Origin of the sequence: Enterococcus sp. DIV0800 (assembly GCF_050559735.1) — a bacterium.
Classification (GTDB): Bacteria; Bacillota; Bacilli; order Lactobacillales; family Enterococcaceae; genus Enterococcus_A; species Enterococcus_A devriesei.
The window spans coordinates 257,007-274,217 of the sequence record NZ_CP187898.1 but is presented as its reverse complement, the minus strand read 5'-3'; the positions used below and the strand labels follow the sequence as shown (position 1 = coordinate 274,217).

Genomic DNA, 17,211 nt, shown 5'->3' with positions numbered 1-17,211 from the left:
ACTTAAATCATGGTTTAGGTACTACGGATAAATTCCAATTTACACTTCCATTATAGATACCTGGAGTAACAATAGATGGATCTAAAATTTTCAATTGTACCGTTCCTAAATCATAATCAAATGTCTTGTTTTGTAAACTAGATGTTGCTTCCATCACTTTACTAGCGGTAGTTGTAATTTCAAGATTTGGCACACCTTTCACAGGATTTTTTTCAGAAGGAGGTTGTGGAACTATCAAGTTCGGATCAAAACTTGTTTGATTATTCTTATTGATTTTTACGTTTCCTTTATCATTAGAAGTCATAATACTAGATCCCGGAATTATTTTATCCGTCCACTGTAACTGTGCAGTCAGCTCCCAGCCTTTTGATTCTTCTGAGTAATCCCTTACCCCTATATTATATTGCGGCGTTTGCTGTAAATCTTTTCTTTTTATTGGAATCACTTGAGAACTACTATTATCTGATAACTTAGTTTCTGAAAAGTCAAAATTTTTAGGAAAATAGGCAATATCTAAATCATTATTACTATTATCAGGAACCTCATTATCTGGACCTGTAGCAGGCTTAACAGGCTCCCAAATAGCCTTAAAATAGATCGCATCTTTATTGTAATCAATAATATTTTCACCAGCAACACATGCCTCAATTTGATCGTTGGTCAGTTTAGGATCTAAGGAACTCGATTCCCAGCCTCTAAAGCTAAAGCCATCTCTTAAAGGGATATTATTTTCTTTAAAGCTTAATAAATCGCCCTTGCTCTCCGGAGGAAATATTTTAAACTTTCTTTGTACTATACCATCAATGTATTCTTTCTTCTTGGTTCCATCTTTAAAATTTCCACTATTAGCATCCAAGAAAGGGAAATCAAATTTTTCACGATTATCCGTTTTAAAATTGTAATTAGCCAAAAAAGAAGTTGGGGACTCGATTTGACCATTAACAATAAGAAGTTTCTTAAGACTATTACTATAAAAAGCTTTATCTGATAATATAAGCGATTTCTGAGGATTAAAATAAGTTAAATCAATAAATTCTAATGCTGAATTACCGAATGCTCCTTTCATATTATTAAGTTCGGTCATCCTAGAATTTTCTAATCCTAATAACTTTGTCAACGATGTTGTATTAACAAAAGTATCCTCTAACACCTGTATTTTTTCTAAATTCCAGCCATTTAAATTGATTGTTTTAACATTGGTAGTTCCACCAAAAGTCCCGTACATTGAAACCAGTTGTTTAGACGCTTTTCCCCAGCCTTCACTAGACAAATTCAACTCCGTTAGCTGTGTATCATTCCAAAACATAAAATCCATTATTTTTAATTCTTTAGGATAGTCCTTATCAAACCACTTCTCTACAGGTTTTATCGAGTCTGCACTTAAACTCCAATCCAGACTAAAAAAATAGGACAAATCTTTTACATTAAATGGTTGCCAAGTATTCAGACCATCGATAGTTTCCAACTTGCTATTTAAGTAAAATGTACACCCCATATCAGTAACCTTTTCCACATCCCAGGTTGATACATTTACGTAAGTCAACTTAGGAGCATTTTGTACCATAGCTCTTGTTGAAGTGGTATTATAAACTTCCAGATCTTGTAAATCTAACCTTGACAAATTTGGAAAAGTCTCTATCAGATTTGTGGCTACAGTTCCAGTTCCTTGTGAAAATGCATAAGCCATTGTCCCAGCCGCAATAGCTTTCATTTTATTATACGCACTAGCTGTAACACTTGTAATACTGCATTTTCCATTTGAATCAAATTTTTCTTTCCAAATAGAGTTACTTGGTTCCTCTATTTCTTTAGCAGTCTTACCACTAGTAAAACTGACAAATACTCTATAAATTTCTCCTCCGATTTTAACTGCGCCAGGAATGATAACATCATTTGGAGCAGTCTGCTTGTATCCTTTAAGGGTTATATTTTTATTGGTATTATCTTGATCCCCCCAATACCACATTTTATCTAATTCTGTTATATCAAGAATTCCGGAGCTTTTTCCTACGCTGCTTTCTTTAGCTTGTTGTGAGTCTTCACTATTCTGGGTGCTAGTATCTTCATGTTCAGTCACCCCCAAAGAGGGTTCAGTTATTTCAGAATTAGCAGTTTTATTGCTTTCGCTTAATACACTGGAACTTTCCATACTTTCTAATTGACTTGAGTTTTCACTAACTTCAGAGCTATCAATTCCAGTATCTGAATTAAGATCAGTTGATGAAGTTGACGTTTCCTTCATAAGTGTCTCTTCATCGGTTTGTTTTTCTACACTAGCGTTAACTGACCTAGACAAAAGAGGGATTACAATCATTGAGGTCAAGAATACAATAAAAATTTTTCGTTTCATTCACATTTCCCTCTCTCTCTCTATTGTAATTGGCTATATATTTGAAAAGCCATAATCCCACCGATCACTAACAATAAACAGGAAGTAACTATGCTTAGTATGTTGACCACCAATATTTTTTTTCCTGTTGAATTAGTAACACAATTTTTATACTCTTTCAAGAATACAACGATCCCTATAATAAGGAACAGTATTCCCAAGCAAACAGCTACTATTGGTTTAGTATACAAACCTTATCCCTCCTTGATTCTGAAATATCTTTGCATCACTTTAACTAAGGTCAATAATAGTATTCCCAATACTCCATAAAAATTTGTATCTGCCCCCAATTTAGGTAATGACTTTAAACTATTTGTACTAGAACTTTTATCTTTAGGGTATGTCTGAGTCATCAGTATATTTCCCTTATCTATGGGTAGTTTGTTCGGGACTATCTTTCGAAACAAATGGGTTTCTACCGACGTATTAGCTTGATCTGGCTGGTCTGTGGAAGTAGCAGAATAGGCAATGGGACTATGGTTGAAAGAAAGTAATACTAATGAGCAAATAACAATCAATCTCCATAGTTTACTCATGTCTTTTCCCCCACATTAAAAATATTGTTATTAATATAAGTACATTCAAGATTGCTAAAAGATACAGTGCATAGTTCAGCCATGAAGAAATCCGCACTTGAAATACAGATTTTTTATTAATATTCGTTGCTTCCTTTTCCGTGATAATAAATCTTTTTGAAAACCGCCATGTATTTTCTTTTGTCTTTAACTTCCCCTCAAAAATATAATTACCTGCACTCAGTTCATCTTTTTTATAATCAATCTGAAAGGGAAAAACAGAATAAGGAGCAATATTAATCTCATTCTGTTTTTTTTCTTTAACTACTTCTTTATTTTTTTCCTTTACTACTTTTCCTGTCATAACAGCCGTTCCAAATATGTAAGGATTATTATTTAAAATCATTCCTTCAATAATCTTTTTGCCATCTGACAATTTTGCTTGAACTTTCTTTAATTGTACAGATATATTTTTATTGAATGTTGTGTTGTTCTCGTTGGTTAGCACAACACCTAAAGTATAGCTATACGTATTGCCGATAGATATAGTTTTACTTTTATTATCACTATTTTTTTTTTCTGATACAACAATACCTCCCATCAATACACCTGGTTGCGATTCTTGTGGCATTTTTATATTAATAGCTACATCTTTAGTGCTATTTTTAGAAACAACCACTTCTTGTTGAACTGGGTCAACAACAGTAGTTAAAGGCGTCTCCAATTCACTCGCATTTGGAAGTTGTCCAGTATAATCAATTAATCCATTTGTATTAGTATTAGCATCTGTGACTTTCACTGTAAACGTTCTATCTTTGGAAGAAGTATTTTTTATTGTTAACTTAATCTCATCTTGAGATCCCGGATTTTCTCTAAGATAAAAATATCCAGCATCTGGATCGAGTTGATTCTCATTATGAACGCCTTCCACACTAAAAGTACTGAAGTCAGATTGATTCGCATAGGCTTGGTCAATATATCCAAAAAATCCAATACCTAGCAAGCAAGCTATAATTACTCTTTTTTTTAACATAGTATTTCTCCTTGTTATAAGAATATGGAGCAACACAATTCAATTAACAGAATTGCGCTACTCCGTCACTACTTATGGTGTAGGTGTTAAAGCTAAATTCCAATTTACCTCCCCACCCGAATAAGTACCCGCCTTTACTTTAGAGGTATCTGGTATCACAAGGCTTGCATCACCAATTTTATAGTCGTAAACGCCATTATAGCTAGCTTTTTCACTTGTAGGTATATTTTCAGCTGATAAGATATTTACCGCAGAACCAGCACCTGTTGTAAGTGTTATTTCACCATCTAATCCTCCAGCAGAAAGGTGTCCTTCTCCATTATCCTTTGTCAGACTCTCTAAATTGGCCGCATCAGCACTACCCGTATTATTTTTAATAGGTGATAGATCGTTTTTATTGTCAAATTTTATAGAAGAACCTTCTGGAGCAGTAGCCCAGTTTAATTCTGCTGTCAAAGACCAACCTCTTTGATCTCTAGTCTTATCCTTAACACCTACATGAAATGAGTCCCCTGATTTAGCTGGTTCAAAAGGGACTGTTTGCTCGCCCGAGTCTTGCAAACTCGTTGCTTTTGTTGAAAATTTTAGTGGAACATAACTAATACCAAAAGGACCTTGAGGTGCTGGATCAGCAGGATTTCCTGGATCTGGTTTAGGACCATTTGTGTCTGGATCTGGTGGTGCTGGATTCCCACCTTCAATCGTTAAAGTAGCTGTGACAGGTGTCTTTCTTTCCGCTGGATCAGGCACACTCGCGTTTGTCGCGGCATGAGCTACACTTGAGCTTATAAGACCCAGAGACAATAATGGAATTGCTAAAAAAATACTTTTTCTCATTTGTTCATATCCTCTTTTCATTCATTTTTATTGTGGAAAACTATTTTTCCAGTAACCACACAAAAAACTTTATCACCTCTTACCCTTACTGTTTTTCTTATTTTTTTATATTTTTCTCGTTAACATAAAAAAAATAAGTAATAAACGAGAGCGAATTATCTTTGAACACTATTATTCTCAACAAAAAAGTACTTGACGAATGATCCGCCAAGTACTAAATCAATCTCTCTGAAATTTACTTTTCACTAAAATATCAATCTTTTAGTTTTCAACATTAATTTCAAATTTTATATTGTTTCTTAAAGCTCTAGAATAAGGACAAATACTGTTAGCATATTTTACCATATGCTCAGCATTTGCTTTTGACACATTAGGAACAGTGATAGTCAATTTCACACCTAACGTAAATGTATGATCTTCCATTTCATACAAATCAACGGTTGTCGCAACAACTGTGTTAGTATCAATCCCCATCTTATCCTTTGCGACTGCTAGTGCTTGGTTAAAACAAGAACTATACGCAGCAGCAAATAATCTCTCTGGATCTGTTAGCCCATTTTCAAGTTTCGTACCAGGCATCGCTATATCATATAAAAATGTCCCGTCTATTAGTGTCGTCGTTCCCTCTCGTCCGCCGCTGTTAAGAACGGTTGTTGAATAAATTTTTTTTTCCATAAATTCCTTTCTCCTTTCATTGCTATAGCAATAGTTATTAGCGCTAAAAAGAGAATAACATTTTAATTTAAACGCTTTTTTTATTTTTTTTTTTAATACAACTAAATTGTTTCAAATTTACACAATAGAAGACTCTTGTTAGATTATTAAATATCTTTCTCTAGTCCTTTTTGTATTGTTTTATAATCGGCCAAAACTTATCTTTTTCAGCCCTAGCTCTTGAGGCCTTTGCTTCTTCTAAAGAGTCATATGTCCCTAAATAGTATCTTTTTTGTGCTAAAGTAATATATGCCAACCATTTCCCGTTAACACGACACACTCCTTTAACACCACTTGTATTATTGTTAGGAACTTTAGAGTTTAGACATTCAACAATTGTTCCTTCAGCGAATGTTCTGTATTCCTTTTTCCACAAACAGCCACAGCTCCTAGTATGTTGGCTAACCAAATTGTAATGATTTGTTACTGTTGTTCCTCCACACTTACAAATGCAGTTCCAGCTTGTTCTAGAGTTTATTTTATCTCCAATGGGTTTAACCACTATTAAATTGCCAAATTTTTTTCCACTAAGATCATATTTTTTTTCCCTTATGCAACCACAATCCTTAGTATAATTATTGACGAGGTTGCGAGTAGGACACTCGATGGTTTTGCCACAAGTACATCGGCATTTCCAAATCCATCCCCCACATTTTTCTCTCTTCTTTGTAGGTTCAATTACTTTAAGGCTACCAAACTCTAATCCAGCAACATCTCGATAGTTGTTTTGTGAAGAACACCCACAGCTTTTAGACTTTCCAGCTTTTAGATTCGATAAATAAAACTCCTTGATAGTACCACAATCACATCTACAACGTGCCATAGCATAACTATCCTTTTTACTATATGATAGAACTTCTAATTTCCCATATTTTATATATTTATCTCTACCACTGTGTTTCATAAATAGTCAATACCATATGCTTTATATCCTCTAAAATAGTATTGCTGGATATTGAAAAAAGCATACCCTCTCCCATAGATTCTTTTCCCCCCCTTAAGGAACGATCACAAATAATTATATGAGGCCGAGTATATAAATAGTCGGGGATATCCTCCATTTTATAATACAAGCGATCATCAATAGAAACTGTTTCAGAAGACAACCATTTTTTTAGATTCTCTCTATAATTTATATGGGCATACGCATCTTCTGCGACAATCAATAAAGGCATGGAATTGGTAGAAACTTCTGGAGTTAAAATAGATGAGATTCTAGAACAGAGATTGTCGATATTTTGCGAAGTAAAATGAGGAACCATCCCCTCACAATATACTTCCCATAAATCTAGAGTTTTGGCTAGCCGATTTTTTACATTCATTTGACTTTTGCTTAAATATATTGATCGCTCAAATAAGAAATAATTTAAATTCCACATTGAATAATAAATAAAATTGAAAAGAGAAATCTCAAAAAGTATATTTCCTCTTAAATGACGTTTAAATTCCTTTTCAAGCAGATCCATCAAGATATCAATACTCTTGAAATTTCTTAACAGACGCTCTTTTTGGTATTTATAGTCCATTTCTAAAAATACATAACTTGGAGGATTGTAGGAGATCGATCGACAAATGACAGATAAGAACATTAATTCTTCTTCTTTCAGACATATACTATCATCCAAAATTGAGTTATCATCGAAGACTTCCTTAATCTGATCGTAAATTAGACCTGAACAGATATACCCTTCTTCATAGTTAGATATAACTAAACTATTTTTTTTCTGTCTAGTTAGCGCCAAGTAAACAGTATACTTTAATAAAATAAAATCACTGTCCCTTGCTCTGTTTAAGAATTTTGCTAATAACTTTCGAGTTAAAATATCAGATGTTTTTAATATTTGTTTATCAAACTTTCTACTTAAAAAATCACATCTCATACATACTGATAAAATTAATAATCTATACTTTATTTCAGATACATGGCCTGAACCTAACCAATTCTCGCCTAAGACCTCTTTGAAAAACATATCAACTTGCTTTTTCATTGAAAAAGCTGTGGTAACAGAAACAAATTCTTCTTCAACTATAGATAAATAGTCATATTCGCCTTGAATATATCTAGCACACACATTTAAAAACTTAGAATCTGTATAGATTTTTTTTACAAGTTCATATCTTGATATCTCCCCGGTGAAAAAAATTGTGATATCAGAAGATGTACAATCATCTAATATTATAAAGGGACTTAACAATACCCTTATCTTTTCATAATCTGCTTTAATTGTGTTGCTCGTAACATTCAACTTTTTTGAAACCTCTATAATATTCAAAGTATGTAAGTCGAACAAGAATTGAACTAGTTTGACTCTCCGAACGATATCCTTTTCTATGTAATCTTGAATCATGATTTAGTTACCTCCAATTTGAACTTTTAAATCTACTTCTATAAAGCTGATTATTGCATCCTACATTCAGTCGGTATTACCCTTATGATATATGTAAAAAAAAAATGTCTTTTCATTTTTTTTAAGTTTTTAAAATGAAATAAGAAAAAGAAACAAAAAATGTATTATTCTAATTTCAAGAAAATAATCATACCTGGTCTCGAAGTAGTCTAAATGTATTGGCTACTATATTTATTTTCTTAGCGCTGTTTTTTAATAATTCCTATGCTGAGAATACTGGGTACTCTAGATAAGTGGTAGAAAAGTCTCAGAAAGCCTTTTTCTCTTAATTTATTTACCCCCCTAGGGGGGGATTTATTAATTCAGATAAAGTTGTGTTTGGCGAGTCCGTCAGTTGTTTACAGCAGTATATGGATACAAAAAATTTGCATTTCAAAATAGAATAAATAATTATAGAGATTTTTTGTAGAAATAGAATTAAATTAATATATTTAGGTGTCATTTAAGAAATCTTAAAAAAGTTATTCTACTTAATAATAGTTTAAATCCCTATATTACTTACTATGGACCTACTTAAAAATGTCCGCATCGAGTTCTTGAACGGTATCTTTTAGTAGCTGAATCCCTGCCGCACTATTACCAAATTTGTCTAAAGCAGGACTAAAAACTCCAATACCATATGAGTTTGGTACTGCAGCCATTAAGCCACCACCTACTCCACTTTTAGCAGGCACCCCTACATGAACAGAAAACTCTCCTGATTCGTCATACAATCCTGCAGTTGTCATGATTGATTTTACAATTGTGGCACTCTCCTCGGAAATGATTCTCTGATTATTCCAAGGTGCAATTCCCTTATTTGCTAAAACAGCGGCTAATTTCGCAATTCCAGTAGCAGTTACGTTGACTGAACATTGTTTAAAGTAGATCTCTAAAGTTTCAGACACTTCTTCATCAATCATTTTATTTCCTTTCATATAATAGGCTAACGAACGGTTAATATCCCCGGTCTTAGATTCTGATAGATAGATTTCTTTGTTTAATGTGATATCCGTGTCATCACAAATTTGCTTCATAAAATTTAAAATACGTTCGAATTTTTCGTTTGCGTCTCTTCCACTAATCAAAGAAGTTGTCGCGATAGCACCAGCATTTACAAATGGATTCATAGGATGTTTCCGATGATTAATTTCCATATTCATGATTGAATTAAAAGCGAAACCAGTTGGTTCCGTATTAATTGTTTCGAAAACTTTTTTTATTCCACGATCCTTAATGGCTAACAATAGGACAGGGACTTTTGACATACTCTCAATGGCAAATCGCACATCAACATCTCCAGCCTTCATCAACTCATTGCTAGTTAAATCATAAACGGCAATTCCTAATTGTTTGGGGCTTACCTCTGCTAAAGCAGGAATATAATTCGCTACTTCTCCATTTTTATAATAGTCGAAATTTTTATCAACCAATTGTTTCAACGTATAATCATTCATTTAAAAGACCTGCCTTCATTTTTTATTTTTCTGTAGATTGAAATTTATGTCTGCATGCGTAGATAGCAAACGGGATTATCAAAACAATGACATAGGATACGATTAGAATCATTTCGTAAACACCATGTTGACCGGGCATAATACTAGCCGGTGGAACGAAAGAGATACAAAAAGCAAATAATGAAGTCAAAAGACCTAAACAAGCAATAATTGTTTTTACTACTTTTCCTCCAGGAACTTGATAAGCTCTTTCTAACGTGTCGTGTGAAAATACCAATTTTAAATATCCTGCGAAAAACATAAAATATAACATGAGGTAAATAACGACGGTTAATGACATTGCTGCGAGAAACGACAAATTATTCCCACCGCCACTCAATGTAAAGACAGTTGCCCAAATTGTTGCTACAATTCCGTTAGCAATCATTAATCGCGCAGGTACGCCATGCGTATTTTCTTCTGCAAAATACGACGGTAGTAATCCTTCCTCCGCTGCTACATGGAGAGCCTTTGATGGAGAAGTAACCCATGAAGAAATTTCTCCAATGACACCTAAACAAACTAATATCGCAAGAACTTTTGCAATCCAAGCTAAATGAGGATCAATATTTCTTAGTAGAAATTCAAGCGATTGAATCACCCCGGTGTTAAGAGACAAACCGTGCTGAGGAACTGTTGTAGCAACAGTCAGTCCTCCAAAGGTATCTAAAATAATAGCCAAAATTACCAAGACAAACATAGCTAAAGGATAATTTTTCTTAGGATTTTCCATTTCATTAGCATGACTGGCTGAGGTTTCTACCCCCATATAAGCCAAGATAAATGAAACGAAAACAACCAATGTTGGTAATTTTGAAAAATCAGGAATCAATGTTTTAAAGGATAGTGTTGTTTGTAAAGGAGCTCCTGAAGTAACATAATGAATTCCTAGTGCAAACAAGACTAAAGCCGGTATTAAAATTCCTGCAATAAAACCAATTCGAGCAATTAATGAAGTGTATTTTGTGCCCTTTAATTGGGATAATAAGATAGCCCAAAAGATAATCAATAGGATGGCTAGCTTTAAGAACTTATTGTTTTGAATGGCACTAATACCAGTTGCATAAGATAATGCTCCGGTTAAGAAATACAACATAGTTAAATAACCTACAGTAATTTCAAACCATTGAAAAAAGATAGCGGCAAAGCCAAATCTTTTACCTAACGTACGGCTTACCCAGGTATATACACCCCCTTTTTCCCAGCCTTTAACTGTGGCCATTTCAGCCGCACATAAGGCAACCGGAATGAACCATAATAAACCTCCTAATAGTAGGAAAAAGACTAAACTGAAACCAGATGTCGCGAACGTAGGATATTCATATAGTGAAACCACCATCGAGATCGTCATAGCTAAAAATCCAAAGAACGTCAATTTCTTTGTAGGAATTTTCGTCTTACTTTGTTGCATGAAGCTTCCTCTTCTCTATTTATTCTCATTGTCAAAGAAAGTAAAATCTAATCCTTCTTCTTGTTCTTCTTTTGTCGTAGTAATTGTTGTATAACGCATAAGCACACTTAATATCACTGTTGTTATCAAATAGGCATAAACAGCAACAAGAATGACACCGATAATCTGAATCCCTAGGAAATACCAACTATTTAACTCACTCAGGAGGTGACTGTTGGTAGCAAATATAGCTACTAGAATTGTTCCAGTGAAGCCCCCCATTCCATGAACGCCCCAAACATCTAATGCATCATCCCATTGTTTCTTCTTCCGAAAATCAACAGCTGCATGACAAATAATTCCGGCAATCATCCCAATTAGTATGGCATTCTCTGGTTTTACATAACCTGCACAAGGAGTAATCGTTGCTAATCCAGCAACAGAACCTGTCAGTACATCTACAAAATCAAAATTATTACCCCTTACCTTCGCAACAATTAGCCATGTAATCATTGCAAAAGCAAGCGCAACGAAAGTTGAGCCGAATGCATTTACTGCTTGAGAATCCGCACGCAAAGCACCACCAGAATTAAAGCCAAACCAACCAAACCAAAGCAATCCTGTACCAATGGCAGCGGCCATAAGGTTACTGTGACGATTTCGTTGATCTAATGGTATTTTCCTTTGACCAAGTTTTAAAATACATGCTAATGAACCAAATCCTGCTGTTGTATGGATTACTGCACCACCGGCAAAATCTCTAAACCCTAGTTGATCCAAAAGACCACCGCCCCAAATCCAATGGCAAACAGGGAAATAAACAAGCAGATTCCATAAAATTATAAGTAAAATATATCCCTTCAAATTCATTCTCCCTGCAAAAGCGCCGGTCATTAAAGGAACGGTAATTATGACAAACATCAATTGATATAAAAAGAACATCAGAAATGGAATGGTTGCCCCATGAAATAAGTTCGGAAGGCTAGTAACATTGTTCATTAAAAAATAATCAGTTGGATTACCTATAACTCCACCGATATCACTACCAAATGACAAGCCAAATCCACCGAATATCCACATAATAGTTGTTATGCCAACGGACAAAAAGGATTGGCCCATAATTGTTAATATATTATTCTTCCTAGCAAGTCCACCATAAAAAAATGCTAACCCTGGCGTCATTAGACAAACCATGGCAGTACATAAAATCATGAATGCTGTATCTCCCATATTGATAGATAAATTATTCATTTTGTTCTCACCTCTTTCCTACAAGAACGAGTATATATAAATCGTGCTACAGGCTTTTATCTATTTTTTTATTCGGACACGTGAGTAAATAAAAAAAAAGAGAACACTTAAAAATAATCGTCTAAAAAGGACTAGTTATGTCTATAAAAAACGACTAATGGAATCAGAGACTTTCCACTAGTCGCAAAAGATAGGTTATAAAAATTATGCCCGTCGCTAAACTAAAGCAATATGTTTTACTTGCAATCTTTTTTCATCATTCAGGTATTGTAAAATGATCATCAGATTTTTTAAATAAATACATTTTGATAGAATTAATAATTTATGCATATAGAAACCTTTCTATATTAAATATTGCCTACATTATCTTATAACAAATGAATGAGAGTTTTGTTTGGGACGAAATGGAGGTAAAACATAATTTTGTTTCTCCAATTCATTTTTTCTTACTAAATAACACTTCACACCAACTGATATAACCACGGTCCTTTCTTCGAAATACAAGATAGTCCCTTTTTCTATAGAACCATCTATCGTTTTCACTTCTATTAAATCGCCTACGTTTAAACAGGAGTTAGATTCTGTCATATTAATCACCTCATAGTTTTATTTTTTAGGAGAACAATTTTCTACAAAAAAAGGTATTCTACTTATTAGTTTTGGACCTCCTTTTAAAATCTTCAATCTCCGCCCTAACTGCAGCAGTAATAAAAATCAACAACGAAATTAGTGGAACTAAGCACACTATGATGCCAAAAAATAGTAGCACGATGAGTCACAATCCTTTCATTATTAGAATAGTAAAAATAAAGAGAATTGTTTTTTTCATTTTTTTATATACAAAATAGAAAAATATAAAGAATGCAAAATAGAATTTGTATTTTCAGCCTAATAAAAAAAATTGTCTGTTCTTAAATAATGATAAGCTAAGCAGACGATTGATAAATCGCCAAAAATTTTCCCCATTGAAGCAACGTACATTGCTTCTTTGAATATATAAGAATAAAAAATAGCAATCAGCTAGGTATCAGAGAACCAGCTGATTGCTACGGGATTAATGAAATACATACAAAAATATACATCGTATGGAACATGTTTACTATACTTAAAATCTGTGGATATCCAATTTTTATGTTAGGCTTTCTAGAAGAAAAATAAAAATGCAATGTCATAGTTGAATGATATTCTGTGTGTAAGCTTATTCTCTCATAGAGCCTATAATAAAAGACAAAAATACAAAAAAATCTCTCTTCAAAACTTTTATGCCGTTCTTCTTTTATATTTAGCATTTGAATCATTCCATCTTTATCAATAGAAAAAGTCGTTTTAGCTTCTTACTTCCATTAATAGCATCACTATAAAAAAGGAACAATCTTAGCAGAAGTAATCCAATAATTTATATTTTGTTTTTTTTCATAGTTTTTCTCACACTAGAAATAAAATCCACGAACAGAACTATCAAGTTTTTTTAGATAATGTCATATAATCAGTTATGTTTATATTTGTTACGTTAACCTAAAAACATCACTATTTATGATACGGTTCCCCCGCATTTATCCTCATTGCGCGATAAATCTGCTCTACCAGAATCAGCCGCATCAACTGATGTGGATAAGTCATTTTACCGAAAGACATTTGGGCATTGCTGCGTTTAAGTACTTCATCACTTAACCCTAACGATCCACCAATAACGAAAACAAACTGACTATTACCGCTGGTCTGCAACTTATCTAATGTTGCGGCGAACTCTTCGCTGCTGGGATTTTTCCCATTAATGGCTAAAGCGAAGACGTACTCGCTCTCTTTGATTTTGGCAAGAATTCGTTCGCCTTCTTTAGCTTTGACTTGGATCATTTCAGCTTCGCTGAGTTTTTCTGGAGCTTTTTCATCGGGAACTTCCATTAATGAAATTTTGCAATATTTTGATAGGCGCTTCGTATATTCGGCAATACCTTGGACAAGGTATTTTTCTTTTAGTTTTCCCACGGATATAATTTTAATGTTCATCAGTTTTCTTCCTTTGATTGTTTTATTTAGTCGGTCTTCGTATTTTTCCTATGTAGCCCTAGATAACTACTTTTCCACCGCAATTTGATTAGGCAAAGCAACTCAACATATTTTTTCCACGAAGTTATGCACACTAATCACAGGTTTATCCCCAGCTTTTGGCTTACTTTTTCCTGTTTTAGGGGTATTTTTGAATACAAACGTATGTTTCACACCGACTTATCCCCGTTATCCACATTTATGTTGATAACTTTTTAAGTTCTATTAACAAACTTTTTCCTTAGTTTTCCACGCTAGCTGTGGGAAAAAAGTTTTTTCGTCATTTATCCATAATTTCTTACAATTCTTTTTCATAAAAAAGTCAAATCAGTATAGTAGACTTAACTTATAGCAAAATACTATACTTAATATAACTTAATTTATAGCAGAGGTGGAGAAAAAATATGGCAAGAAAAGATATTACACCGACTCCTAGAAAGTCTGGTGGTTTCTTCAGGCGTTTTGGTCTAAGTTTACTTGGCGGCGTGATCGGCGCGGTTTTGACGATCGGCGTTTTTTATGTCGCGAATGGTTCCTTGTTATCTCCTGATAACCAAAATGCTAGCGGATCACCAAGCGCCGGCAATACAAAAGTCAGCAACATGAAGGTGGATGTGAATTCCGACGTGACTGAAGCTGCTAGTAAAGTACAAAATGCAGTCGTTTCTGTTATCAATTTACAAAAGCAGCAATCACAAAGCGGCTTAGGTGGATTTTCAGATATTTTTGGTAATGGCAGCGAGCAAGAACAATCGGATGACAGTGGGAATTTAGAGGAATCTTCTGAAGGTTCCGGCGTTATTTACAAGCGTGAGGGCAACACGGCGTACATCGTAACGAATAATCACGTGGTCGAAAAACAAGATGGCCTTGAAGTCTTGTTGAAGGATGGCTCAAAAGTGAAAGCTTCTTTAGTCGGTACTGATTCTTATACTGACTTAGCGGTTTTAAAAGTGGAATCCGACAAAGTTGCTGACATCAAACCTGCAACATTTGGTGATTCAAGCAGCTTGAAAGTCGGCGAACCTGCGATTGCTTTAGGCTCTCCATTAGGTTCTCAGTATGCAAACTCCGTAACGTCTGGGATTATTTCATCGTTAAATCGTCAAGTTGTCAATCAAAATGAAGATGGTCAGACGGTCAACATCAATGCAATCCAAACGGATGCGGCGATCAATCCAGGAAACTCTGGTGGCCCGCTCGTCAATATGGCTGGTCAAGTGGTTGGGATCAATTCCAGCAAGATCGTCCAAACGGAATCAAATGTCAGTGTTGAAGGTATTGGTTTTGCGATTCCAAGTAATGATGTCGTGAATGTCATCAATCAATTGGAAAAAGATGGCAAAGTAATTCGTCCAGCATTAGGGATTACGATGGTTAACTTATCCGACCTTTCAACGGAACAATTAAAAGAAATCGTCAAAGTTCCAAGCTCTGTGACCCAAGGCGTCGTAGTAGCCAGCGTTCAATCATCAACCCCAGCGGATCAAGCTGGTTTGAAGAAATATGATGTCATCACAAAAATTGATGATACAGATGTTTCTACCGGTGTAGAATTACAATCAGAATTGTACAAGCACAAAGTTGGCGATACCGTACAAGTCACTTATTACCGGAAAGAGAAAAAAGAGACAGCTTCAATCAAATTAAGTCTCGATGCAAACTCATTAAAATCCAATAGCCAACAACAACAACAAAATAATAATCAATAAACAGGAATTAAGAGCTGCGAGGATTCGCGGCTCTTTTTTTCTGTCTTCAGGCAAATAAAGAAAAAAGCCCAGAGTAAAATTCCTCTGGACTTGATTGCTCAATTATTTTCCTACTTCGAACTTTTCGCCGGTCTTAGCACTCTCGTCTAAAACTAAAATCCCTTTTTTCTCTGGCGCATTTGGTAAATGCAATTCCTTCGCGGAACAGATCATGCCATAACTTTCCACGCCTCGCAGGCTGCCTGGCCAAATCATCATACCATCTGGCATCATCGCACCGGGTTTGGCTACAACGACTTTTTGGCCCGCTTCGATATTGGCTGCGCCACACACGATTTGTAATGTTTCGCCGCCGTCGATCTCTGTTTCTGTAATATGCAAATGATCAGAGTCGGGATGTTCGACGCAGTTTTTTACATAACCAACCACAAATTTAGGAGCCCGATCCGCGACTAAACGCTCTTCAAAGCCGGTTAATTTTAATTGCTCATTTAATTGGTCGATTTCTTTTTCTGTCAGTTCCACTTGCCCATTGCCTTTGATTGACAAATATTCTGAAACATCAAAAAAGTTCCAAGCAACGGTGATACCTTCTACAGTTTGTACACGAGCGATATTGCCTTTTCGTTCGACCCGATTTTCTTTATTTTCATCATTCTTGACGATTACCATTAAGGTATCGCCGACATTCTTTTTATTATACGCAAAAATCACGCTGCTACCTCCAGTCATAGTCCTCTCGTATCTTAACAAATCTAGCGGACCTTGTGCATGAGATTTTTTTCATTTCTAGTTTAATTTTCAGCAAATTGCTTGAGTCACTAGTTTCATTGCAAAATAAAAAGCTGAGACATTAAACTAATTCTCCGCTCCTTTTTTAAAATAAACGGTGTGATAGAAGTAGCTTCTTCGGAAATAAGCCGAAATTTTTGAAATTCCTTCTTATTTCTTGAAGCTGAACACTTCTATCCCACCTTCATCCTTTTATTTTGTCGTTGGATGTACGATCAGTACGTCACACAAGGCTTCCTTGATGACATAACTGGCGACACTTCCCGTCATAAAACGTTCCACTGCGTTTAACCCAGACTGACCAACCATAATTAAATCAATATCATATTTCTTCGGTAATGTTTGGGCCATCGCTTCTTTAGCTGATCCGTAAGCAATGATTCCTTCGATTTTATTGTAGCCAAATTCCTTACCTACCGCTTTACACTCATTGATCAAGTCCTTGGCATCGGTAGTTAATTGGTCCATAATATTTTCATTCAATGGAGAATAGCTCATGAATGTATAGATTTGATGATCGATCACATTGGCCACATAAACCGTTCCGTGATTTCTTTTCGCGACGTTCAATGCTTTTTTGAAGGCCTCCATTGCTTGATCGCTACCATCGATTCCGACTAATATATTTTGATATGATTGTGTGAACATT

Annotated in this window: 14 protein-coding genes; 1 reads left to right on the top strand and 13 read right to left on the bottom strand. The window is 34.8% G+C overall.

The features are described 5' to 3' along the window. Positions 1-7 precede the first annotated feature (7 nt). From IGI54_RS01315 to rlmH, 11 genes are all read right to left on the bottom strand, one after another. The gene (locus tag IGI54_RS01315) at positions 8-2,350 is read right to left on the bottom strand and encodes a BspA family leucine-rich repeat surface protein (RefSeq protein ID WP_430620923.1); all 2,343 of its coding nucleotides are present in this window, start codon (positions 2,348-2,350) and stop codon (positions 8-10) included. Between the two features lie 233 nt (positions 2,351-2,583). Continuing rightward, the gene (locus IGI54_RS01310; protein WP_430620922.1) at positions 2,584-2,925 is read right to left on the bottom strand and encodes a hypothetical protein; all 342 of its coding nucleotides are present in this window, start codon (positions 2,923-2,925) and stop codon (positions 2,584-2,586) included. Then, positions 2,918-3,937, bottom strand: coding sequence for a WxL protein host-binding domain-containing protein (locus IGI54_RS01305; RefSeq protein ID WP_430620921.1), 1,020 nt, complete (start codon positions 3,935-3,937; stop codon positions 2,918-2,920). Before IGI54_RS01305 ends, IGI54_RS01310 begins: the two co-directional genes overlap by 8 nt. Before the next feature lie 72 nt (positions 3,938-4,009). Continuing rightward, positions 4,010-4,774: a WxL domain-containing protein gene (locus tag IGI54_RS01300; protein ID WP_430620920.1), complete on the bottom strand. Its 765-nt coding sequence runs from the start codon at positions 4,772-4,774 to the stop codon at positions 4,010-4,012. Positions 4,775-5,035: 261 nt separating this feature from the next. Then, positions 5,036-5,449 carry an Ohr family peroxiredoxin gene (locus IGI54_RS01295; RefSeq protein ID WP_430620919.1) on the bottom strand — a complete coding sequence of 138 codons (414 nt, stop codon included), beginning with the start codon at positions 5,447-5,449 and terminating at the stop codon, positions 5,036-5,038. A gap of 160 nt (positions 5,450-5,609) precedes the next feature. Continuing rightward, positions 5,610-6,392 carry an AP2 domain-containing protein gene (locus tag IGI54_RS01290; RefSeq protein WP_430620918.1) on the bottom strand — a complete coding sequence of 261 codons (783 nt, stop codon included), beginning with the start codon at positions 6,390-6,392 and terminating at the stop codon, positions 5,610-5,612. Continuing rightward, complete coding sequence (locus IGI54_RS01285) at positions 6,376-7,836, bottom strand: helix-turn-helix domain-containing protein (protein ID WP_430620917.1); 1,461 nt, start codon at positions 7,834-7,836, stop codon at positions 6,376-6,378. The genes IGI54_RS01290 and IGI54_RS01285 overlap by 17 nt, the downstream gene beginning before the upstream one ends. Positions 7,837-8,405: 569 nt before the next feature. Continuing rightward, positions 8,406-9,332: a glutaminase A gene (gene glsA / locus IGI54_RS01280; protein WP_430620916.1), complete on the bottom strand. Its 927-nt coding sequence runs from the start codon at positions 9,330-9,332 to the stop codon at positions 8,406-8,408. A 22-nt stretch (positions 9,333-9,354) separates the two neighbouring features. Then, the gene (locus IGI54_RS01275; RefSeq protein WP_430620915.1) at positions 9,355-10,782 is read right to left on the bottom strand and encodes an amino acid permease; all 1,428 of its coding nucleotides are present in this window, start codon (positions 10,780-10,782) and stop codon (positions 9,355-9,357) included. A gap of 15 nt (positions 10,783-10,797) precedes the next feature. Next, complete coding sequence (locus tag IGI54_RS01270; RefSeq protein ID WP_430620914.1) at positions 10,798-12,012, bottom strand: ammonium transporter; 1,215 nt, start codon at positions 12,010-12,012, stop codon at positions 10,798-10,800. A 1,527-nt stretch (positions 12,013-13,539) separates the two neighbouring features. Further along, positions 13,540-14,019 (bottom strand): 23S rRNA (pseudouridine(1915)-N(3))-methyltransferase RlmH, encoded by a 480-nt coding sequence (gene rlmH, locus IGI54_RS01265; protein ID WP_430620913.1) that lies wholly within the window; start codon positions 14,017-14,019, stop codon positions 13,540-13,542. Positions 14,020-14,462: 443 nt separating this feature from the next. Between rlmH and IGI54_RS01260 the strand changes: the two genes are divergently transcribed. Further along, positions 14,463-15,770 carry a S1C family serine protease gene (locus IGI54_RS01260; RefSeq protein WP_430620912.1) on the top strand — a complete coding sequence of 436 codons (1,308 nt, stop codon included), beginning with the start codon at positions 14,463-14,465 and terminating at the stop codon, positions 15,768-15,770. 102 nt (positions 15,771-15,872) lie between these two features. Here IGI54_RS01260 and ytpR read toward each other — a convergent pair whose 3' ends face one another. Next, on the bottom strand, positions 15,873-16,484 hold the full coding sequence (ytpR, locus tag IGI54_RS01255) for a YtpR family tRNA-binding protein (protein WP_430620911.1): 612 nt from the start codon (positions 16,482-16,484) through the stop codon (positions 15,873-15,875). Between the two features lie 270 nt (positions 16,485-16,754). Continuing rightward, entirely contained in the window at positions 16,755-17,210 is a 456-nt protein-coding gene (locus IGI54_RS01250; protein ID WP_071861622.1) for a universal stress protein, read from the bottom strand. Position 17,211 lies beyond the last annotated feature (1 nt).

Excerpts from the sequence above, each read along its gene's own strand:
- IGI54_RS01315 (WP_430620923.1), bottom strand. The coding sequence starts at position 2,350 with ATGAAACGAAAAATTTTTATTGTATTCTTGACCTCAATGATTGTAATC.
- IGI54_RS01310 (WP_430620922.1), bottom strand. The coding sequence starts at position 2,925 with ATGAGTAAACTATGGAGATTGATTGTTATTTGCTCATTAGTATTACTT.
- IGI54_RS01305 (WP_430620921.1), bottom strand. The coding sequence starts at position 3,937 with ATGTTAAAAAAAAGAGTAATTATAGCTTGCTTGCTAGGTATTGGATTT.
- IGI54_RS01300 (WP_430620920.1), bottom strand. The coding sequence starts at position 4,774 with ATGAGAAAAAGTATTTTTTTAGCAATTCCATTATTGTCTCTGGGTCTT.
- IGI54_RS01295 (WP_430620919.1), bottom strand. The coding sequence starts at position 5,449 with ATGGAAAAAAAAATTTATTCAACAACCGTTCTTAACAGCGGCGGACGA.
- IGI54_RS01290 (WP_430620918.1), bottom strand. The coding sequence starts at position 6,392 with ATGAAACACAGTGGTAGAGATAAATATATAAAATATGGGAAATTAGAA.
- IGI54_RS01285 (WP_430620917.1), bottom strand. The coding sequence starts at position 7,836 with ATGATTCAAGATTACATAGAAAAGGATATCGTTCGGAGAGTCAAACTA.
- glsA (WP_430620916.1), bottom strand. The coding sequence starts at position 9,332 with ATGAATGATTATACGTTGAAACAATTGGTTGATAAAAATTTCGACTAT.
- IGI54_RS01275 (WP_430620915.1), bottom strand. The coding sequence starts at position 10,782 with ATGCAACAAAGTAAGACGAAAATTCCTACAAAGAAATTGACGTTCTTT.
- IGI54_RS01270 (WP_430620914.1), bottom strand. The coding sequence starts at position 12,012 with ATGAATAATTTATCTATCAATATGGGAGATACAGCATTCATGATTTTA.
- rlmH (WP_430620913.1), bottom strand. The coding sequence starts at position 14,019 with ATGAACATTAAAATTATATCCGTGGGAAAACTAAAAGAAAAATACCTT.
- IGI54_RS01260 (WP_430620912.1), top strand. The coding sequence starts at position 14,463 with ATGGCAAGAAAAGATATTACACCGACTCCTAGAAAGTCTGGTGGTTTC.
- IGI54_RS01250 (WP_071861622.1), bottom strand. The coding sequence starts at position 17,210 with ATGTTCACACAATCATATCAAAATATATTAGTCGGAATCGATGGTAGC.